This is a genomic window from Comamonas koreensis (genome assembly GCF_014076495.1).
GTDB classification, from domain to species: domain Bacteria; phylum Pseudomonadota; class Gammaproteobacteria; order Burkholderiales; family Burkholderiaceae_C; genus Comamonas; species Comamonas squillarum.
The window spans coordinates 4367915-4387277 of sequence record NZ_CP043575.1 but is presented as its reverse complement, the minus strand read 5'-3'; the positions used below and the strand labels follow the sequence as shown (position 1 = coordinate 4387277).

18 protein-coding genes are annotated in these 19363 nt (G+C 66.6%); 14 read left to right on the top strand and 4 right to left on the bottom strand.

Annotation, left to right across the window (positions count from 1 at the left end; genetic code table 11):
• Positions 1-187 precede the first annotated feature (187 nt).
• Complete coding sequence (locus F0Q04_RS20020; RefSeq protein ID WP_182343122.1) at positions 188-820, bottom strand: LysE family translocator; 633 nt, start codon at positions 818-820, stop codon at positions 188-190.
• A 92-nt stretch (positions 821-912) separates the two neighbouring features.
• On the bottom strand, positions 913-1749 hold the full coding sequence (locus F0Q04_RS20015) for a helix-turn-helix transcriptional regulator (RefSeq protein WP_182343120.1): 837 nt from the start codon (positions 1747-1749) through the stop codon (positions 913-915).
• A 305-nt stretch (positions 1750-2054) separates the two neighbouring features.
• Between F0Q04_RS20015 and F0Q04_RS20010 the strand changes: the two genes are divergently transcribed.
• From F0Q04_RS20010 to F0Q04_RS19980, 7 genes are all read left to right on the top strand, one after another.
• A complete protein-coding gene (locus tag F0Q04_RS20010; RefSeq protein WP_116927139.1) occupies positions 2055-4415 on the top strand; it encodes a catecholate siderophore receptor Fiu in 2361 nt (786 codons plus the stop codon).
• A gap of 63 nt (positions 4416-4478) precedes the next feature.
• Positions 4479-5159: a Fe2+-dependent dioxygenase gene (locus F0Q04_RS20005; protein ID WP_182343118.1), complete on the top strand. Its 681-nt coding sequence runs from the start codon at positions 4479-4481 to the stop codon at positions 5157-5159.
• A 131-nt stretch (positions 5160-5290) separates the two neighbouring features.
• Entirely contained in the window at positions 5291-5938 is a 648-nt protein-coding gene (locus tag F0Q04_RS20000; protein ID WP_116927141.1) for a PepSY-associated TM helix domain-containing protein, read from the top strand.
• A gap of 34 nt (positions 5939-5972) precedes the next feature.
• Positions 5973-6494 (top strand): DUF2271 domain-containing protein, encoded by a 522-nt coding sequence (locus tag F0Q04_RS19995; protein ID WP_116927142.1) that lies wholly within the window; start codon positions 5973-5975, stop codon positions 6492-6494.
• Positions 6495-6527: 33 nt separating this feature from the next.
• Positions 6528-7328, top strand: a complete 801-nt coding sequence (locus F0Q04_RS19990; RefSeq protein WP_116927143.1) for a DUF4198 domain-containing protein — start codon at positions 6528-6530, stop codon at positions 7326-7328.
• 201 nt (positions 7329-7529) lie between these two features.
• Positions 7530-8516 (top strand): FAD:protein FMN transferase, encoded by a 987-nt coding sequence (locus F0Q04_RS19985; protein ID WP_116927219.1) that lies wholly within the window; start codon positions 7530-7532, stop codon positions 8514-8516.
• On the top strand, positions 8513-9901 hold the full coding sequence (locus F0Q04_RS19980; RefSeq protein ID WP_116927144.1) for a sulfite reductase subunit alpha: 1389 nt from the start codon (positions 8513-8515) through the stop codon (positions 9899-9901). The genes F0Q04_RS19985 and F0Q04_RS19980 overlap by 4 nt, the downstream gene beginning before the upstream one ends.
• 21 nt (positions 9902-9922) lie before the next feature.
• Here the strand turns inward: F0Q04_RS19980 and F0Q04_RS19975 are convergent, their stop codons facing one another.
• Together F0Q04_RS19975 and F0Q04_RS19970 are read right to left on the bottom strand one after the other, a co-directional pair.
• On the bottom strand, positions 9923-10714 hold the full coding sequence (locus tag F0Q04_RS19975; protein WP_116927145.1) for a VOC family protein: 792 nt from the start codon (positions 10712-10714) through the stop codon (positions 9923-9925).
• Between the two features lie 31 nt (positions 10715-10745).
• The gene (locus F0Q04_RS19970; protein WP_182343116.1) at positions 10746-11312 is read right to left on the bottom strand and encodes an OsmC family protein; all 567 of its coding nucleotides are present in this window, start codon (positions 11310-11312) and stop codon (positions 10746-10748) included.
• A 347-nt stretch (positions 11313-11659) separates the two neighbouring features.
• On the opposite strand from F0Q04_RS19970, the gene F0Q04_RS19965 reads away from it, so the two are divergent.
• The 7 genes from F0Q04_RS19965 to F0Q04_RS19935 are packed head-to-tail and all read left to right on the top strand — an operon-like array spanning position 11660 to position 19268.
• On the top strand, positions 11660-13324 hold the full coding sequence (locus tag F0Q04_RS19965) for a TIGR04028 family ABC transporter substrate-binding protein (RefSeq protein WP_198424336.1): 1665 nt from the start codon (positions 11660-11662) through the stop codon (positions 13322-13324).
• 34 nt (positions 13325-13358) lie between these two features.
• Positions 13359-14303, top strand: a complete 945-nt coding sequence (locus F0Q04_RS19960; protein ID WP_182343112.1) for an ABC transporter permease — start codon at positions 13359-13361, stop codon at positions 14301-14303.
• A gap of 2 nt (positions 14304-14305) precedes the next feature.
• Positions 14306-15265: an ABC transporter permease gene (locus tag F0Q04_RS19955; protein ID WP_182343110.1), complete on the top strand. Its 960-nt coding sequence runs from the start codon at positions 14306-14308 to the stop codon at positions 15263-15265.
• Complete coding sequence (locus F0Q04_RS19950; protein WP_182343108.1) at positions 15262-16905, top strand: dipeptide ABC transporter ATP-binding protein; 1644 nt, start codon at positions 15262-15264, stop codon at positions 16903-16905. The genes F0Q04_RS19955 and F0Q04_RS19950 overlap by 4 nt, the downstream gene beginning before the upstream one ends.
• Entirely contained in the window at positions 16865-17971 is a 1107-nt protein-coding gene (locus F0Q04_RS19945) for a putative FMN-dependent luciferase-like monooxygenase (protein ID WP_232539416.1), read from the top strand. The genes F0Q04_RS19950 and F0Q04_RS19945 overlap by 41 nt, the downstream gene beginning before the upstream one ends.
• 20 nt (positions 17972-17991) lie before the next feature.
• The gene (locus F0Q04_RS19940; RefSeq protein WP_182343106.1) at positions 17992-18660 is read left to right on the top strand and encodes a CMD domain protein; all 669 of its coding nucleotides are present in this window, start codon (positions 17992-17994) and stop codon (positions 18658-18660) included.
• Positions 18657-19268: an alkylhydroperoxidase domain protein gene (locus F0Q04_RS19935; RefSeq protein WP_409935172.1), complete on the top strand. Its 612-nt coding sequence runs from the start codon at positions 18657-18659 to the stop codon at positions 19266-19268. The genes F0Q04_RS19940 and F0Q04_RS19935 overlap by 4 nt, the downstream gene beginning before the upstream one ends.
• The last annotated feature ends 95 nt before the right edge of the window (positions 19269-19363 follow it).

The following is a 19363-nucleotide window of genomic DNA, read 5'->3' as shown; positions in this document are numbered from 1 at the left end:
CATCGCGCGAAGGCCATCAGCGCAGCCCTGCGTGCGCGGCCTGCCTGGCAAGCCCAAGTTCCGTTCGGCGGCGATTCCCGCCGGTGTAGCCGCTCTAGGAATGCCGCATTGCGCGATCAACGCCGTATGCGCGAATTCATTGTTCGGTGGCCGGACCCATGTCAGCGCTTGGATGGCCGAGTGGCCATCAACGCAGCCACAGCGCCGCGATCACCCCCAGGGCCAACACGATCAGCACCCCACCCGAGATGCGCTCCAACCACGGCAGCGCCCGCGCAAAGCCCCGCAGCACCGCCGGGTTGCCAATCAGCGCGGCTATCAGCAGATCCCAGAGCAGCACGATGCTGAACATCCAGCTGCCATACGCCAGCTTCCAGCCCACGCTGGCATGCGGGCCCGTCAGCATGGCCGCCAGACTGGCGTAGAACAGCGCGTTCTTGGGGTTGAGGATGCCTGAGAGAAACCCCATGCAGGCAGCGCGGCGCCAGGTGGTGGCAGCTGAGGCCGCCCGGCCCGGGCTGGCCACGACGCCCAGCGCACTTTTGCCCGCATGGCGGATAAACAGCAGGCCCAGGTAGAGCAGATAGCCGCAGCCGGCCAGCTGCAGCAGGGTGAACAGCCGGCTGCCCGGCTGGAGCACGGCGACACCGGCAAAGGCGGTGGCGATAAACACGCCATTGGCCAAGGCGATACCGAGGCAAGCGGCGCCAGCGCTGCGCCAACCGCTGGCCAGCGAGGTGCGGGCGATCAAAAAGAAATCAGGACCGGGGGAGAGCAGCGCCAGAAAATGGACGGCGGCGATCAGGAAAAACTGTTGCATGCAAAGGGGCCAGGCGGGTGATGGCCTTGCATGGTGGCGGCTGCCGACTGCCTTGTATTGAACGAAATTGCAGCGGTTGCTATGGGCTACGACTAATGAGCCTTACGAAAGCAGCCCGGCGTGACGCCCGTATGCGCCTTGAACACCCGCTGAAAATGCGCCTGGTCGGCAAAGCCCAGTTGCTGCGCCACCGCGGCGATACCGTCCGGCCCGCGCAGCTGCTGCTTGGCCAGATTGATGCGGTGGTTGAGCTGCCAGGCATGGGGCGCCATGCCTGTTACTTTGCGAAAGGCGCGGATGGTCTGGTAGCGGCCCATGCCTGCCAGATCGGCCAGCTGGTCCAGCGGGATGCTGGCGCAGGGACTGGTACGCAGGCAGTCTAGCGCCGGGCGGATCTGCCGCGCCAATTGCGTTGGCACCGCTGGGGCGCAGATGTGCAGGCCTTGCTGGCTGTCGAGGTCGCCGATGAACGCGATCAAGCTGGCCTCCTTGTCGGCCGCTTCTGCCTGTGAAAACAGCAGGGCATTGAGCTGGCAAAAGCGCGCGTAGCGGGCCGGGTCATTGACGATGCGCACTGGCTCGTTGGCCATGCTGGCCGGGTCGGCGTATTCCTCGCGCAGCGCCTGCAGCCAGCTGGCATCGAGGTGCAGCATCTGGTAGCTCCAGGCGGCATCGGGCGCAGGGTTGCAGGCATGCACGCGCTCGGCCGGCACAAAGACCAGCGCGCCAGGTGATAGCCGGACGGGGCCGGCCTCGGCCCCGGTAAAGACGCTGTGGCCGCCATCGACCGCGCCAATGGAAAAGCTCGGGTGGTGGTGCGGCTTGTAGCAGGCCCGGCTCTGGCTGGCGCGGCGGCTTTCCACAAAGGGCAGGGCCGGGTCGCGCCAGAACGCCTGGGGTGCATTGCTGACTGGCGTTGTGGAGGACATGCAAGGGCTTTGACAGGGTCAGGGGGCAGTCAGCCGGGATTCTCGCATGGCCGCGCCCAGCCCCACCGCAGCGCCTGCCGCCCCCGTGCGATGGAACGACTGACGTCGTCAGCAGCGATGTCGGGTCAGCGGCCTGTTGCCACTTCGCGACAGAAGACGGGGTTTGCCGAAAGCAAAGTGAAATTAGTAACGAGAATCGTTATCATTGCGAGTTAGCGCTTGCTCATCTTCTGCGGTGTGGACGGGTATTTCCGATCCAAGCCGATGGATCTGCAAGCGTTTTGTTTACTTTGCTTTCCTCGTTTATGACAACACAAACCTATATCAAAAGTCGCAAACATGGTGCTCCCGTTCCTGCCCCCAAGGCCGGTCTGGTGGCAGCGACTGCCATCGCGGTACTGGGCATGCCGGCTTTGGCGCAGAACGCACCCGCACCGACCGTGACGCTGAAAGAAGTGACCGTGGAGGCACCGCGGGAGACCGGCTATGAGCCCAGCCAGCTGTCCTCGCCCAAGTTCACCCAGCCGCTGGTGAACACCACGCAGACGATCTCGGTGGTCAAGGAACAGGTCATGAAGGAGCAGGGCGCCACCACCCTGACCGAAGCGCTGCGCAATGTGCCGGGTGTTGGCACTTTCTACGCGGGCGAGAACGGCAACACCAGCACGGGTGATGCCATCTACATGCGCGGCTTTGACACCTCGAGCAGCATCTATGTGGACGGTGTGCGCGACGTCGGCGCGCTGTCGCGCGATGTGTTCAACACCGACCAGGTCGAAGTGACCAAGGGCCCCGCCGGCACCGATTACGGCCGCAGCGCGCCCACTGGCGCGATCAATATGGTCACCAAACAGCCCAACATGACCGACAGCTTTGGCGGCTCGCTGGGCTTTGGCAGCGGCAGCTACAAGCGCAGCACCATCGATCTGAACCGCAGCCTGAGCCACGAGAATGGCACGGCATTCCGCCTCAATGCGATGGTGCAGGATGCCGGGGTCGCCGGCCGCGACCAGGTCAAGAACGACCGCTGGGGCCTGGCGCCATCGTTCGCCTTTGGTCTGAACACCGATACGCGCGTCTTCCTGAACCTGCTGCACGTCAAGCAAAGCAATGTGCCCGACGGCGGTGTACTGACCATGGGCCTGCCCGGCTACAGTGCGCCCGACCGCAGCAACTATCCCGGCTATCGCAGCTTCCTGAACAGCGCATCGCGCGTGGATTCGAGCAATTTCTACGGCACGGCCTCGGACCACGACGATGTGACCGCCGACATGGTCACCTTGCGCCTGGAGCATGACATTGCACCGGGCAGCACCTTGCGCAACACCACGCGCTGGGGGCAGACCAAGCAGGATTACCTGCTGTCGGCCTTCATGGCGACCGGCTATTCGCAGAACGCCACCACCGGCGCCTGGACGCCGGGATCCTTGCTGACGCCCAATCCTGCGGATCCCTCCACCTGGACGATGTCGCGCAACATCAATACCAAGGACCAGGTCAACCGCATCCTGACCAACCAGACCAACCTGACCACGGCTTTTGCGACCGGCTCGGTCAAGCACAGCCTGAGCACCGGCCTGGAGCTGACGCGCGAGGAGCAAACCAATTACGGCCTGGCGACGACGGGCGTGGTGCCCACCGTCAGCATCTACCACCCGGATTCCAGCGTGTCGCTGCCGTCCTATACGCGCAACGGTGCGGACAGCAAGGGCACGACCGACACCGTCGCGCTGTATGCCTTTGACACCTTGCAGTTCAATGACCAGTGGCAAGCCAACATGGGCCTGCGCTGGGACCACTACAAGACCAAGTACAACGCAATGGCCGTGTGCACGGCGACCTCCACCACCCAGCCTTGCGGCGCGAACCCGGCTGGCACCGTGGTGCCCACCACGTCGGATGGCCTGCAGGCTTCGGGCAATCTGCTGAGCTGGAAGGCCGGCCTGCTGTACAAGCCCGCACCCAATGGCAGCGTGTATGTGAACTATGCGCTGTCCCAGCAACCACCGGGCGGCAGCAACTTCACGCTGTCTGCGGTGGGCAACAATGCCGGCAATCCCAACCTGGCCCCACAAAAGGCCAAGACGGCGGAAGTGGGCACCAAGTGGGAGCTGCTTGACAAGCGGGTGCTGCTGACCGGCGCACTGTTCCGTACCGAGATCACCAACGAGATCGTGACCGACTCGGACGGCTCGGTGAACCAGACCGGCAAGAAGACGGTACAAGGCCTGGAGCTGGGCGCCACCGGCCAGATCACCCCCGCCTGGGGCGTGACTGCGGGCTACACCATCCAGAACACCAAGGTGGCCACGGGCGCCAACGTGGCGCAGGACGGTTCCAGCGGCCTGACCTACACGCCCAAGAATGCGCTGTCGCTGTGGAGCAGCTACCAGTTCTCCTCGGGCCTGACCATCGGCGGTGGTGCACGCTATTCCAGCGGCCTCAAGCGCGGCACCGATGGCGCCGTGGGCACGCCCAACTTCACCGAGTCCTACTGGGTGTTTGACGCACTTGCCAGCTACCGCATCAACAAGAACGTGGACATCCAGCTGAACGTCTACAACCTGTTTGACAAGCGCTATGTGGCAGCCATCAACAAGAGCGGCTACCGCTACTTCCCCGGTATTCCACGCTCGGCGCGCGTGACGGCGAACTTTAGTTTCTAATTCGTCTTTTTGGGTACCAGCCCCGCGTCTGCCGGGGCTTTTTTTCATGGAGGAGCTCTAACCATGATGCTGCACATTCCCCATGTACTCACGCGCGACGAGGTGGCCGCCATGCGCGCTGCCATCGATGCGGCCGACTGGATAGACGGCCGAGCCACCGTTGGCAGCCAGGGCGCGCAGGTCAAGCGCAACCGGCAACTGCCCGAGACCTCACCGGTGGCGCTGGAGCAGGGGCGCATCATCGAACGCGCGATGGCGGCCAATACGCTGTTCTTTCAGGCCGCGTTGCCGGCGCGCACGATGGCGCCGCTGTTCAACCGCTATGCCGAAAGCGAAACCTATGGCCTGCATGTGGACGGCGCTGCGCGCCGGGAGGCCGGACAGGCGCAGTGGCTGCGCACCGATGTGTCCTCGACCTTGTTCCTGTCGGACCCCGAGGACTACGACGGCGGCGAGCTGGTGGTGGTCGATACCTACGGCACGCACGAAGTCAAGCTGCCTGCCGGCGACCTGATCCTCTACCCCTCATCCAGCCTGCACCGGGTCGAGCCGGTCACGCGAGGTGAGCGGGTCAGCTCGTTCTTCTGGACCCAGAGCCTCGTGCGCGATGATGCGCGGCGCACGATGCTGTTCGAACTGGACCAGAGCATCCAGCGGCTGCGCAACCAGCTGGGCGAGACGGAAGACACCGTCGCCCTGACGGGCCACTACCACAACCTGCTGCGCATGTGGGCAGAGACCTGAGCTCTGCCCATGTCTCCACTGGGTAAAGTATTTGAAAATGAGAGTCATTAGCATTTATTTTCCTTAAAATCCCTGCTTTTGCCCGGCGCAGGCATTCCCCTCTGCCGGGTCCGAAACCTGCCTCTCTCCGCATGAAAGCCAACGCGTCTTCCTCCTCGCAGCGGGCCTACTGGCTCAAGACCTTGCATGAATGGCACTGGGTCAGCTCCGCCATCTGCCTGGTGGGCATGCTGCTGTTTGCGGTGACGGGCTTTACGCTCAACCATGCCGGGCAGATAGAGGCCAAGCCGACCGTGGTATTGCGCGAGGGCAGCTTGCCCGCGCCGCTGCTGCAGGGCCTGCAGCAGGCTGCAACGCGCCACAAAGAGGGCGCAGACGCAGCCCAGGCGCTGCCCGCCGACGTGCAAGGCTGGCTGCGCGCCGAGCTGGGCGCCGACACCCGCCAGCGTGCGGTGGAGTGGAATGAGGATGAGGTCTATGTGGCCTTGCCCCGGCCAGGCGGTGATGCCTGGGTGCGCATTGCGCTGGGCGATGGGCAGGCCGAGCATGAATCCACCGACCGGGGCTGGATCTCCTACTTCAACGATTTGCACAAGGGCCGCCATGCCGGCCTGGCCTGGACCTGGTTCATCGACATTTTTGCGGGCGCCTGCCTGGTGTTCTGCATCACGGGTTTGTTCATCTTGCAGATGCATGCCGGCCGCCGCCCGATGACCTGGCCCATGGTGGGCCTGGGGCTGCTGGTCCCGGCGCTGCTGGCGCTGCTGTTGGTGCACTGACCCCACCCACACCGACTTTTTCTGAGGAGAGCACATGACAAGCACTGTTTCGCGTTTCACCGTGGCCTTGACGGCGGTGGCTGGGCTGCCGGCCGTTGCCGGTGGGCTGAATCTGGGGGTGGAGCTGCCACGCCTGGAGGTGGCCGAATACCACCGCCCCTATGTGGCCGTCTGGCTGGAGCGCGCCGATGGAACAGTGGCGGCCAACCTGTCGGTCTGGTACGAAGTGAAAAAGCGCGATGCCGAAGGCGCCAAATGGCTCAAGGACATGCGCCAGTGGTGGCGCCGCACAGGCCGCGAGCTGAGCGTGCCCATCGATGGCGTGACCCAGCCGACCAAGCCGGCAGGCAAGCATGCGCTGTCGTTCTCCGAAGGCAGCAACCCGCTGCCCAAGCTGGAGCCGGGCCAGTACAAGCTGCAGATCGAGGCCGCACGCGAAGTCGGTGGCCGCGAGCTGCTGAGCATTCCTTTTGAGTGGCCCGCCAAGCAGGCCACCAGCCTGTCGGCCCAGGGCAAGACGGAGCTGGGCGAGATCAAGCTCGAACTCAAGCCCTGATCCACCACACCTACATTTTTGAGGAGAGTCCCCATGTTTTCTGCCACCCGTATTGCCGCCGCGCTGGCGCTCGGCTGCGCCGCCATCGGCGCCCAGGCCCACAGCGTCTGGATGAAGCCTTCGAGCACCGTGCTGTCCAAGGCGGACTGGGTCACGGTCGATGCCGCCGTGTCCAATGACATGTTCTTCTTCAACCACCGCCCGCTGGGCCTGGACAAACTGGTGATCACGGCGCCCGATGGCAGCACGGTGGAGCCCAAGAATGCGCACAAGGGCGAGCTGCGCAGCGTGTTTGACCTCAAACCCGAGCAAGCGGGAACCTACCAGCTGGCCATCGTCAACAGCGGCGTCATGGGTTCCTACAAGGATTCGGCCGGCCAGATGAAGCGGCTGCGCGGCAGCGCCGACGAGATCGCCAAGCAGATCCCCGCCGATGCCAAGGAAGTGCGCGTCGCAGAAAGCATCAGCCGCATCGAGACCTTTGTGACCATGGGCAAGCCCAGCCCGCTGCGTTTGAGCGGCAAGGGCCTGGAGCTGGTGCCTGTGACCCACCCCAACGATCTGGTCACCGGTGAGGAAGCCACCTTTGCCTTCCACGTCGATGGCAAGCCGGCTGCCGATGTCGAAGTGGTGCTGGTGCCCGATGGCAAGCGCTATCGCGATGCCGTCAACGAGATCAAGCTCAAGACCGATGCCCAGGGCCAGGTCAAGGTCAAGTTCCCGACGGCCGGCATGTACTGGCTGGACGCCGACGTCAAGGACGACAAGACCTCGACCCCCATCGCCAAGGAACGCCGCCTGGCCTATGTCGCGACCTTGGAAGTGCTGCCTTAAGGCGCAGTGGCCGGTGACTGCACAACGGACATGCGCCAGGCTGAACGCGGAGCCGCTGTGAGCACGGCACCGCGCATCCACTATGGCGCCGGCATCTGGCAGATCCCCCAGGCCCAGGCCAGGGGGGAAGGCCAGCTGGCCCCGGCAAGCCCTGCGCTGGCCGGCCACTCCTTTGCATCCCCCGCCTGGAGGGCGCCTGCGATGCACCATGCGCAGGATGCCAGCCTGCACCGCCTGCAGGGCGCGACGATGGGCACCACCTGGTCGCTGCGCCTGGCCAACCCCGACTACGCCCCGCTGGCGCCGGTACAGGCGCTTGTGCAGCAAACGCTGGAGGCCGTCATCGCGCAGATGAGCAACTGGGAGGCGGACTCCTGCCTCTCGCGCTTCAATGGCGCCGCTGCAGATACCTGGCACGCGCTGCCCCTCGAGTTGGCACAGGTGCTGGATGCGGCCCTTTACTGGGCCCGCGCCTGCGATGGCGCCTATGACCCGACCGTCGGCGCGCTGGTGTCGCTCTGGGGCTTTGGCCCGCGTGCAGACCCGCACGCGCCGCACAGCGGCCAGCCACCTGCGCAGGCCGCTATTGACCGCGCGCTGCAGGTCTGCGGCCACCAGCGCCTGCAGTGGCAGCCGCAGCTGCGGCGATTGCTGCAGCCCGGTGGCCTGCAGCTGGACCTGAGCGGCATCGCCAAGGGCTATGCCGTCGACTGGGTCGCCGAGCGCTTGCGCGCCGCGGGCTGGCAGCATGCGCTGCTGGAGATTGGCGGAGAGATTCGGACCTGGGGGCACAAGCCCGGCGGACAGCCTTGGCGCGTGGCCGTGGCGGGTGTGGCCGGCGATGAGCCGCTGGCGGTGCCGCTGGTCGATGGCGCGCTGGCCAGCTCGGGCGACCACTGGCATGTGTTCATGCATGGGGGCCGGCGCTTTTCGCACAGCTTGGATCCGCGCACCGGCCAAGCAGTGGCCCATGCACTGACCAGCGTGACCGTCTACCACGACGAATGCATGCATGCCGATGCGCTGGCCACCGTGCTCACGGTGCTGGGGCCCGAGGACGGCTGGCAGTTTGCGCTGCAGCAGCAGCTGGCGGCCGTCTTTCACAGCCATCCCGATGCCGGGCAGCCGCAAGGCCTGCGCCGGATGACGCCGGCCTGGCAGCAGCGTTTTGCAGGCAGCATGCAGTGATGATCGATTGGATAGCAAGCCCTGCGCGGGTGGCAGGTGCCGCCGCCTTGGTGGCTGGATATACGCTCTTGTGCGCCGCTGTGGCCGGGCGCTTGTGGCGCCAGCGCCGGGCCGAGCGCCAGGAGCAGCTCGCGCTGCAAGCGGGTACGCAGCAGGGCGCGCCGGTGCTGGTGGCCTATGCCAGCCAGACCGGCCGGGCCGAGGCCCTGGCGCATGAGACCGCGCGCGTGCTGCATGCCGGCGGCTGCGCGGTGCAACTGCGGCCGGTGCAGGCGCTGCGCCTGGCCGACCTGCAGGCCTGCGCGCAGAGCCTGTGGCTGCTGTCCACCACCGGCGAGGGCGATGCGCCCGACGACGCGCTGCCATTTGTGCGCCAGGTGCTGGAGCAGGCGCTGCCGCTGCCCGGGCACAACGCCCATGTGCTGGCGCTGGGCGACAGCGAATACGCCGCCTTCTGCGCCTTTGGCCTGCGCGTGCAGCAGTGGCTGCAGCAGCAAGGCGCCAAGGCCGATGTGCTGTGCATGGACAACGGGGATGAGGCCAGCTTGATGGCCTGGCAGGGCCAGACGGCCGAGTTGCTGCAGTCGCTGACCGGCCAGGCCGGCGATGGCTGGAGCCAGCCGGAAGCCGCCCAGCCCTGGGTGCTGCGCCGCCGCCAGTTGCTCAACCCCGGCAGCCAGGGCGGCCCGGTGTACCTGCTCGACTGGCAGCCGCAGTCGGGCTCGTTGCCGCTTTGGGAATCCGGCGACCTGGTATCGCTGGCGGTGCCGGCCGATCCGCAGCGCAGCCGCGATTACTCCATCGCCTCGGTGCCCGAAGATGGCTGCCTGCAATTGCTGGTGCGCCAAAGCAGGCGTGCCGATGGCACACCGGGCCTGGCATCGGGCTGGTTGTGCGAGGGCATGGCCGTGGGTGATGTGCTGCCGATGCGGCTGCGTGCGCACAGTGGATTCAGGTTGGGTGACAACGCCGAGCGCCCTTTGCTGCTGATCGGCAATGGCACCGGCTTGGCAGGGCTGTGCAGCCATATCCGCGCGCGCATGGTGCAAGGGCGCTCTGACCAGTGGCTGGTGTTTGGCGAGCGCCGTGCTGATGAGGATGCGCTGCTGGACGCACAACTGCAGCAGTGGCTGGCCGCTGGCCAGCTGGAGCGCCTGGACCGCGCCTGGTCCCGCGATGCCACCGACCCTTGCTATGTGCAGCAGTTGCTGGAGCGCCAAGCGCAGCGCCTGCGCGACTGGGTCGCGTGCGGCGCTGCGATCTATGTCTGCGGCAGCCAGCAGGGCATGGCGCAGGGCGTGGATGCGGTGCTGCGCCAGGTTCTGGGTGCCGCGGAGGTGGATGCGCTGGCGCTGGCCGGGCGCTACCGGCGTGATGTGTATTGAGAGCTCGTCTGGCTTGACAGCTTAGGCGGTGGCCAGGCTGCTGTTGGCCTTGCTCGCCGGCTCCGTTTTCTCAAACGCAATGGCTGCCCCATGCGCCAGCTTGGCAGCAGCCTGGTCCCAGCTGCCCGTGCCACCCTTGAGCGCAATCACGAACGGCCCTTCGCCCTTGCTCTGCAGTTGCGGCGCCGTCTGCGTCAGCTCCAGCACGCTGTTGCCCAGCGCAATCGTGGCGCTGCTGCCGCCGTCAGCCGCGTGGATGTGCGCGCCATCGCCCAGCAAGGCGCGGTAGCGCTCCAGGCTTTGCAGCAGGTCGCTGACGGCGACGGTCAGGCGCGCCACACCGGTGGCGCCGTTGGCATGCTGGCGCACTTCACCTTCGGGCACGCGCAGCTTGCGTGGTGTGATGTCGCCGCAGAGGAAGGGCAGGTCATGCGTGTGCGGGCGGCCGGTCTGCCATTGCAGCTTTTCGCCATCGGGGCGCAGGCGGCCGCCATCCAGCGGGCCTTGCAACTCCAGGCCGCGCGCCTTGGCCGCAATAATCACCTCGGCGGTGCTGGTGGGCAGCAGCGCAAAGTCGATGATGCCTTCGCCATGCTGGTCCAGCAGCTGCCACCAGCGGTCCTGCGGCGCGGGGCTGCGCCAGGCGATCAGCTCGAAATAGGCGCCGTCCTCAAACACCACCAGCGCATTGTGGGTGGGGCGGCCGGGGTGTTCACCGCCGCGCACAACGGTAAAGCCAAGGGCCGCGTAGTCGTCAATGGTTTTGTCGAGGTCGTGGACCGCGATCACGATGTGGTCAAGTGTCAGTGCCATGGGAGATATCCGTAAAAGGGGAGGAGGGGAATCAGGCCGCTTGCTTGTGTGTCTGGGCCAGCGAATCGCTGTGCTCGACGGTGGCGCGGATGGTCTGCGGCTGGCGCAGCAGGTTCAGGATTGGGCAGGTCTGCTCGACGGCGGCAAACAGCGCATCGATGTCGGCGCGCGGCGCGGGCGAGTCGATATGCACGGTGTAGGCAATGTCGTGGGGCCATACCGGCGTGGCCTCGTGGCCGGGCTTGCCCGCGCGCGGGTCGATCACGCCGCTCACCTCCACCTCCAGGCTGGTCAGCGGCACCTGCTGCGCCGATGCCTGGATCAGAAAGATATGGGTGACGCAGCTGCCCAGCACACCCAGCTGCAGCTCGGGCGAACTGGGCCCCAGGTTGTAGCCGGCAAAGCTCGGCGGGCTGTCGCTGATGACCTGGTGCTCGCGGATACGGATGCGGCGCACGCCGCTGCGCCCTTCGGCGCTCACGCTGGCGCGCAGGGCCGTGGCCTGGGCCGTGCCGGCATCGATCTGGGCATCGCGGGCCAACACGGCGCCGCGCTTTTCAGCCAGGTAGTCATTCAAGGTAGCAGGGCTTGCACTCATGGAGTCTCTTGGAAATGTGCTGCATCGGCGGGAGGTGATGCATGCCGAAGACCATTGTTGGTGTTGAGAGCCTGCGCGTGAACTGCGCAGATCGCATGTGCATATGCAGCCGCTGCGCATGTGCTTATGCGCAAACCCTCTATGCGGCAGCGGGCCTGGTGGCCGCGCGCTTCCTTGGTTTGCGCATATCGATGCTCCGAAAAATACCTTCTCGCCACGCGCCAAATGCCTAGCATGACAAACCCAGATGGCGGCATTTTCAACAAAGGTGCTGCTGGCCGGTGGCCGCGGTTGGCGCGCCGGTGCAGGCAAGGTTGCCCGATGGTTAGCGAGGGTGGTGTGTGGTGGTGAAAGCAAATAAATTCAAGAAACTGACGGTATGGACTGCGGCATGGTTGGCGCTGGGTGGGCTGCTGTCGGCCTGCTCCAAGACCGAGAGTGTGGCGGACGCCAAAGCCGATAACGGCCCCGCCAGCGGTGGCGCGCTGGTGTACCTGGAGCAGCAGGCGCATACCAACCTCTACCCGCCAGCCGGTGGCTTCTACCCCAACGGCGGCGTGCTCAACCAGATAACCGACAAGCTCACCTACCAGGACCCCAAGACGCTGGAGATCCAGCCCTGGATTGCCAAGAGCTGGACCATCAACGACACGGCCACCGAGTTCACCTTCGAGCTGCGCCCGAGCGTGACTTTCTCCGACGGCACGCCGCTGGATGCAGCAGCGGTGGCCAAGAACTTTGACACCTATGGGCGCGGCAACAAGGCGCTCAAGCTGCCGGTGTCCGAAGTCATCAACAACTACGAACGCAGCGAGGTGCTGGGCCCGCTGACGGTGAAGTTCTACTTCAGCAAGCCCTCGCCGGGCTTCCTGCAGGGCACCTCGGTGATCGGCTCGGGCCTGGTGGCACTGCAGACGCTGGAGCGCCCGTTTGACGAACTGGGTGACGCGACCAAGATCATTGGCTCGGGCCCCTTTGTGGTGGCGAGCGAAACGCTGGGCAAGGAGCTGCTGCTGTCGGCCCGCAAGGACTACAACTGGGGCCCTGCGCAGCTGGCGCACCAGGGCCGCGCGTGGCTCGATGAAGTGCGCTTTATCGTGACACCGGAGGACAGCGTGCGCATTGGCGCGCTGCTGTCGGGCCAGGCCGGTGTGATCCGCCAGGTGCAGGCCTATGACGAAAAGCGGGTGGAGGAGCAGAAGTTCGTCATCTACGCGCCGTCCACACGTGGCGTGAACAACAGCATTGTTTTCCGCCCCGACAACGCGCTGGTGGCAGATCTGAAAGTGCGCCAGGCGCTGCTGCACGCCACCAATACCCAGGAGGTCGTGCAGACCCTGTTCTCGCACAACTACCCGCAGGCCACCTCGGTGATCGCGGCCAGCGCGCAGGGCTATGTCAACCTGGCGGGCAAGCTGGCCTACGACCCGCAAAAGGCCCAGCAGCTGCTTGACAGCGCGGGCTGGACGCCCGGGCCCGATGGCATCCGCCAAAAGGACGGCCGCGCGCTGGTGCTGGCTGCCTATGACTCGCTGCCCCAGCCGCAGAACAAGGAAACCCTGCAACTGGTGGCCCAGCAGTGGGGCAAGGTGGGGGTCAAACTGCAGGTGCTGAGTGGCGATGCCGGCGTGCGCGTTGTCGACAACCTGGACCCGGAAAAAACCCCGGTCGCCCCCGGCATGGTGGGCCGCGCCGATCCCGATGTGATCAAGAGCAACTACTACCCGACCAACCGCAACGTGCTGCTGCAGCAAGGCGGCGTGAGCCAGAAGGTCAAGGGCTTTGTCGATCCGCAGCTCAATGGCTTGCTGGAGGCGATTGCCGCGCAGACCGATACGCAAAAGCGCCTGGCGCTGACGGCCGAGGTGCAGAACTACCTGATCGACCAGGCCTATGTGATCCCCATTTTTGAAGAGCCGCAGGCCTTTGCCGCAGCCCCCTGGGTGCGCGAGGTGGGCTTTGAGGCGGTGGGGCGCCCGAGCTTTTACAGCACCTGGCTGGCCAAGCGCTAAGGCGCAGCCCCGCTGAGCGGCAAGGAGCATCCCGATGTCCTTCTATCCCTACCTGGCCCGGCGCAGTGCCCAGGCGCTCTTGGTGCTGTGGGCGGCGTTCACCGCGTCCTTCGTGCTGCTGCAGCTGCTGCCGGGCGATGCGCTGCTGATCAAGTTCTTGAGCCCCGAGCTGGGCCTGGGCCCGCAGGAGGTGGCCGACATCCGCGCCGCCTATGGCGCGGACCAGCCCGCGTGGCAGCAGTACTGGCACAGCCTGACGGGCTTTGTCAGCGGCAACTTTGGCTACTCGCTGCAGGCGGGCGTGCCGGTCAGCCAGGGGCTGGCCACCAGCCTGCCGCCCACCTTGCGGCTGGCGGGCCTGGGCTTTGCCTTGGCGCTGGTGCTGGCCCTGGTGCTGGCGCTGCTGGCCCAGTTGGCACCCTGGCGCTGGCTGCGCGGCGCGCTCTATGCGCTGCCTTCGGTGTTTGTCTCGGTGCCCGTGTTCTGGCTGGGCATTGTGCTGATCCAGCTGGTCTCGTTCCGCCTGGGCTGGATCCCCGTGATCAACCCCGGTAAATGGCAGGGCCTGGCGCTGCCGACCTTGACCTTGGCGATCCCCATTGCCGCGCCGCTGGCGCAGATCCTGCTGCGCAATGTGGACGAGGTGCTGACCCAGCCCTTTGTGGCCGTGACCCGCGCCAAGGGCGCGCCGCGCCTGTGGGTGTTGCTGCGCCATGTGGCCGGCAACGCTGCACTGCCGATGCTGACGATGGCCGGCGTGCTGTTTGGCGAGCTGCTGGGCGGCGCCGTCGTGACCGAGGCCGTCTTTGGGCTCAATGGCCTGGGGAGCCTCACGCAGCAGGCTGTCGGCAACCAGGACAGCGCCGTGCTGCAGGCGGTCGTGGTCATCTCGGCCACCGCCTTTGTTTTGATCAATCTGGTGGTGGACTTGCTCTACCCGCTGTTCGATCCGCGTTTGCGCAACCGTTTGGGAGTTTGACCATGTCTGCAAGCACTTCATCACCCGCCGGCCTGGGGGCCCTGGCCGCCGAGCCGGCCCTGTTGGGCGCAGCCCGTGGCGCTGCCAGTGCGGCGGTGCAGGCGCCGCCGCAGCGGCTTGCCGCGCCGCGCCGCGCTGCGATCTTTGCTGCCGCCTTGCAGCGCCTGCGCGCCGCACCGCTGGGCCTGTTGCTGGCCTGGGGCGTGCTGGCGCTGGTGGCCTTGTGGGCCATCGCACCGGGCCTGTTTACCAGCCACAACCCGGTGCTGGGCATGGCCGGCCAGCAGCTGCAGGCGCCCAGTGCCGCCCACTGGCTGGGGACGGATGCGCTGGGGCGCGACAGCTATGCCCGCCTGGTCTATGGCGCGGTGCATTCGCTCAGAGGCGCCTTTGTGGCCGTCAGCGTGGGCCTGGTGCTGGGCAGCTTGCTGGGCCTGGTCGCAGGCGCTACGGGCGGCTGGGTGGAGGATGTGGTGATGCGCATCGTCGATGTGCTGCTGTCGGTGCCCTCGCTGCTGTTGTCGCTGTCGGTGATCATCATCCTGGGCTTTGGCACGGTGAACGCGGCGCTGGCCGTGGGGGTCGTATCGGTGGCCAGCTTTGCGCGCCTGCTGCGCTCGGAAGTGGTGCGGGTGCGCCGCTCAGACTACGTGGAGGCAGCGCTGGGCAGTGGCGGGCGCTTTGCGGCTGTGCTCTGGCGCCATGTGCTGCCCAATTCACTGACCTCGGTGATCGCGCTGGCGGCGCTGCAGTTTGGCTCGGCCATTCTGGCCATCTCCACCCTGGGCTTTCTCGGCTATGGCGCGCCACCGCCCACGCCCGAATGGGGCTTGCTGATTGCCGAAGGCCGCAACTATATCTCCACCGCCTGGTGGCTGACGGCAGCGCCCGGCCTGCTGGTGGCAGCGGTGGTGCTGGCGGCCAACCATATCAGCGCCGATCTGACCCGGAGGCGCGCATGATGGACACTGCCATTCCCGTTTTGCAGGTGGAGAACCTGTCGATCGCCTACCACGATGGCCAGGCCGAGCAGCGCACCGTGCACGAGGTCTCGTTCTCCATCGCCGCCGGTGAGGTGCTGGCCCTGGTGGGCGAGTCCGGCTCGGGCAAGACGACCACCGCCCAGTCCATCATGGGCCTGCTGGCCGACAACGGCCGGCTGCAGGCCGGCAGCATCCGCATCAACGGCCAGGACGTGGCAGGCTGGTCGCAGCGCCAGCTGCAGGCGCTGCGTGGCAAGGTGGTTAGCTTGATTCCGCAGGACCCGACCACTTCGCTGAACCCGGTGCGCACCGTGGGCGACCAGGTGGGCGAGATGCTGCGCCTGCATGGCTGGCGCGACAAAAAGCAGATTGCCCAGCGCGTGCTGGAGCTGCTGCACAAGGTAGGGCTGTCGCAGCCCGAGCTGCGCGCGCGCCAGTTTCCGCATGAGCTCTCGGGCGGCATGAAGCAGCGCGTGCTGATCGCCATTGCGATTGCGCTCCAGCCAGCGCTGATCATTGCCGATGAACCGACCAGCGCACTCGATGTGACCGTGCAGCGCCGCATTCTCGATCTGATCGACGACCTGCGCCGCGAGTTTGGCACCGCCGTGCTGCTGGTGACGCACGACCTGGGTGTGGCCGCCGACCGCGCCAACCGCCTGGTCGTTCTGCAGGCCGGCCGCATCCAGGAGCAGGGGCCCACGGCCGATGTGCTGCGCAATCCGCAAAGCGGCTACACGCGCCAGTTGCTGGCCGATGCGCCATCGCTGGGCCATATGCCGGTACGCGCGCCACGGATCGTGGATGCCGAGCCGGCGATTGTGGTGCAGGGCCTTGTGCATGACTTTGCGGTGGCCGGCCAGCGCGGCCTGTTCCGCGCGGTCGATGGCATCTCGTTTGACGTGCCACGGGGCAGCACGCATGCGATCGTTGGCGAGTCCGGCTCGGGCAAGACCACGACCATCCGCGACGTGGTCGGCTTTGGCAAGCCCACATCGGGCAGCATCATGGTGGAGGGCGTGGATGTGACGGCCTTGCGCGGAGAGGCCTTGCGCCAGTTCCGCAAAACCGTGCAGCTGGTCTACCAGAACCCGTTCAGCTCGCTCGATCCGCGCCAGAGCATCTACGCGATCATCGAAGAGCCGCTGTTGAACTTTGAGCGCCTGGCGGCTGCCGAGCGCGAGCGCCGCGTGCACGACATGCTGGCGCGCGTAGGCCTGCCGCAAGCGGTGCTGACACGCCGGCCGCGTGCGCTCTCGGGCGGCCAGCGCCAGCGCGTGGCCATTGCCCGGGCGCTGATTCTGCAGCCCCGCGTGCTGGTGCTCGACGAGGCCGTGTCCGCCCTCGATGTGACGGTGCAGGCGCAGATTCTGGCCTTGCTCGACCAGCTCCAGCGCGAGCTGCAACTGACCTATCTCTTTATCTCGCACGACCTGGCCGTGGTGCGCCAGATTGCCGACACCGTCTCGGTGCTGCAGGGCGGCCGCCAGGTCGATGCCGGGCCGGTGGACGAGGTGTTCTCGCGCCCCGGCAGTGCCTATACGCGCGAGTTGATCGCCGCCATCCCCGGAAAAAAGCATGCCTATGAACCAGAGCCTCTCCCCGCACTCGCCGCCTAGAAAACGCCTGGGCTTTTTCAGCCGCCTGCTGGACCAGGCCAGCGCCGCCGAGCGCTACCGCCTGGTGACCGCGCAGATCCAGCATGCCGAGGCCCATGGCTTTGACACCGCCTGGGTCGCGCAGCACCACTTTCATGAAGCCGAAGGCGGCCTGCCAGCACCGCTGGTGTTTCTGAGCCATGTGGCCGCGCGCACCCAGCGCATCCGCCTGGGCACCGGCATTGTCACCTTGCCGATGGAAAACCCGATCCGCGTTGCCGAAGACGCGGTGGTGCTCGATCTGCTCTCGGGCGGCCGGCTGGAATTTGGCGTGGGCACCGGTGGCACGCCCGAATCCTTTAGCGCCTTTGGCCTGCGCAGCGACGACCGCGCCCGCATCTATGCGCAGCACCTGGCCGTGCTGCGCAATGCCTGGGCGGGGCTGCCGCTGCCCGGCGGCGATCGTCTCTACCCAGCAGGGCCGCAGCTGTTGTCGCGCATCTGGCAGGCCACGTTCTCGGCCGCCGGCGCCGAGCGCGCCGGCCTGGCTGGCGACGGGCTGATGCTGTCACGCACCCAGCCGCGCAGCGCCGAGGCACCGCATGCCAGCCTGGCCGATATCCAGAACCCCTTGATCGACACCTACCTGGCGGCATTGCCGGCAGGTGCTGCGCCGCGCATCCTGGGATCGCGCACCCTGTTTGTGGCCGAGGACCGCCAGCGTGCCTTGCAGCTGGCCGAGCTGGGCCTGCGCCGCAGCCTGGCGCGTGCAGCCGCTGCCAACCCGGGCGGCCCGGCCAGCCAGTGGGGACCGGATGCACCGCTGGCGCAGCTGCTGGCCGCCTACGACGTACATGTGGGCAAGCCCGATGAGGTGATTGCCTCGCTGCGCGCTGACACGGCGCTGGCGCGGGCGACCGATATCTCCTTCCAGGTGCATTCGATCGACCCGCCGCATGCCGACATCCTGCGCTCGATTGCGCTGACCGCGCAGTACGTGGCGCCGGCGCTGGGCTGGCAGCGCGAGGATGCACTGGTGCCACCGGCGGCCGCCTCTTATCCCCTGCCAGTACCGGCGCTGGCCTGATTTTTTGGAGTGAAGACGTTATGACTTCTGCATGGAACCCATCGCCTGGCGATGATGTGATTGACCAGCTCGCCGGCATAGCGCCGGGCAGCCATCTGGATGCCGTGCGCCGCCACCGCCTGCAGGCGCGCGAGCAGGCCCAGCAAAGCTTTCTGGCGCTGTTGGCGCCGCGCGCGCCGCTCAGCAGCGATTGGCCGCTGGCAGAGCGCCTGGCCGTCGCCGCCTTTGTGGCCGGCCTGCACCAGCAGCCGCAGGTGCAGCGCTTTTACCGCGATGCGCTGGCGGCCCAGGCCAGCCTGGCGCTGGGCAAAGCCATTGACGCCGAAGTGGCGCAAGGCCTGGCCCGGGGGCCCTATGGCCAGTACCCGCAAGGCCCTTTGAGCGCCGAAGACCAGGCCGGCCCGGTCTACGCCGTGGGCGCGCAGAGCCGTGCCGTGCTGGGCGAGCGTCTGTCCGCTGGCTTGGCGCATGCACATCTGCTGGTCTTCCACCCCCGTGATGCCCAGCCCGCGCATCTGCAGGCCTTGCTCGATGCCGGCTGGAGCGAGACCGACCTCGTGGTGCTGTCGCAGCTGGTGTCGTTCCTGGCCTTTCAGATCCGCGTGGTGGCGGGCCTGCGCCTGTTGCAGGCGCATCCTGCTCCAGCGGCATCTGCCCAACAACCCACCGCCGAGGAGAGCGCGGTATGAGCAAGCACACATTGAACTACCCGAACAGCACCGCGCCCCAGGTCTTTACCCAGGCCCAACTGGACTGGCTGCCCTGGATCGAGCCGCTGCCCGAAGCCGAGCTGACCCCACGCCATATCGAAGGCCTGGTCGATGCATCGCGCGCCAAATCGCCGTACTTTCGGCTGCTGGCGCGCGATCCCGACACCCTGGGCGCGCGCACCCGCACCGACAAGGACATCTTCTACAACCCCGAGGCAGGCTTGCCCCGCGCCGAGCGCGAGCTGGCCGCTGCCGCCACCTCTCGCCTCAACGGCTGCATTTACTGCGCATCGGTGCATGCACGCTTTGCCTCGCATTTCTCGCGCCGCGAAGACGATGTGCAAAAGCTGCTGGATGACGGCGTACAGGCCGATCTGGGGCCGCGCTGGAACGCGATTGTTGCCGCCTCGGTTGCGTTGACCGAGACGCCGCTGGCGCTGGATGCTTCGCATATCGATGGCCTGCGCCAGGCCGGGCTGGATGACTATGCGATTGCCGATGCCTTGCAAGGCGCCGCCTTCTTCAACTGGGCCAACCGGCTGATGCTGAGCCTGGGCGAGCCAGCGCTGGAGACGGCGCCGGCCTAGAGCGGCCAAGCAGCTTGAAAAGCCCTGGGAGGAGGCGCAGCGCCACCCAGGGTTTTTTCTTGGGACGGTTGCCGCCGGGCGGCAGAAGAAAAAGC

What these genes read in the sequence shown, in the direction of transcription:
- F0Q04_RS19985 (WP_116927219.1), top strand. Translation starts at nt 7,530, where the DNA reads ATGCACCATGCGCAGGATGCCAGCCTGCACCGCCTGCAGGGCGCGACG.
- F0Q04_RS19975 (WP_116927145.1), bottom strand. Translation starts at nt 10,714, where the DNA reads ATGGCACTGACACTTGACCACATCGTGATCGCGGTCCACGACCTCGAC.
- F0Q04_RS19995 (WP_116927142.1), top strand. Translation starts at nt 5,973, where the DNA reads ATGACAAGCACTGTTTCGCGTTTCACCGTGGCCTTGACGGCGGTGGCT.
- F0Q04_RS19990 (WP_116927143.1), top strand. Translation starts at nt 6,528, where the DNA reads ATGTTTTCTGCCACCCGTATTGCCGCCGCGCTGGCGCTCGGCTGCGCC.
- F0Q04_RS19950 (WP_182343108.1), top strand. Translation starts at nt 15,262, where the DNA reads ATGATGGACACTGCCATTCCCGTTTTGCAGGTGGAGAACCTGTCGATC.
- F0Q04_RS19945 (WP_232539416.1), top strand. Translation starts at nt 16,865, where the DNA reads ATGCCTATGAACCAGAGCCTCTCCCCGCACTCGCCGCCTAGAAAACGC.
- F0Q04_RS19955 (WP_182343110.1), top strand. Translation starts at nt 14,306, where the DNA reads ATGTCTGCAAGCACTTCATCACCCGCCGGCCTGGGGGCCCTGGCCGCC.
- F0Q04_RS19960 (WP_182343112.1), top strand. Translation starts at nt 13,359, where the DNA reads ATGTCCTTCTATCCCTACCTGGCCCGGCGCAGTGCCCAGGCGCTCTTG.
- F0Q04_RS19940 (WP_182343106.1), top strand. Translation starts at nt 17,992, where the DNA reads ATGACTTCTGCATGGAACCCATCGCCTGGCGATGATGTGATTGACCAG.
- F0Q04_RS20010 (WP_116927139.1), top strand. Translation starts at nt 2,055, where the DNA reads ATGACAACACAAACCTATATCAAAAGTCGCAAACATGGTGCTCCCGTT.
- F0Q04_RS20020 (WP_182343122.1), bottom strand. Translation starts at nt 820, where the DNA reads ATGCAACAGTTTTTCCTGATCGCCGCCGTCCATTTTCTGGCGCTGCTC.
- F0Q04_RS20000 (WP_116927141.1), top strand. Translation starts at nt 5,291, where the DNA reads ATGAAAGCCAACGCGTCTTCCTCCTCGCAGCGGGCCTACTGGCTCAAG.
- F0Q04_RS19970 (WP_182343116.1), bottom strand. Translation starts at nt 11,312, where the DNA reads ATGAGTGCAAGCCCTGCTACCTTGAATGACTACCTGGCTGAAAAGCGC.
- F0Q04_RS20005 (WP_182343118.1), top strand. Translation starts at nt 4,479, where the DNA reads ATGATGCTGCACATTCCCCATGTACTCACGCGCGACGAGGTGGCCGCC.
- F0Q04_RS20015 (WP_182343120.1), bottom strand. Translation starts at nt 1,749, where the DNA reads ATGTCCTCCACAACGCCAGTCAGCAATGCACCCCAGGCGTTCTGGCGC.
- F0Q04_RS19935 (WP_409935172.1), top strand. Translation starts at nt 18,657, where the DNA reads ATGAGCAAGCACACATTGAACTACCCGAACAGCACCGCGCCCCAGGTC.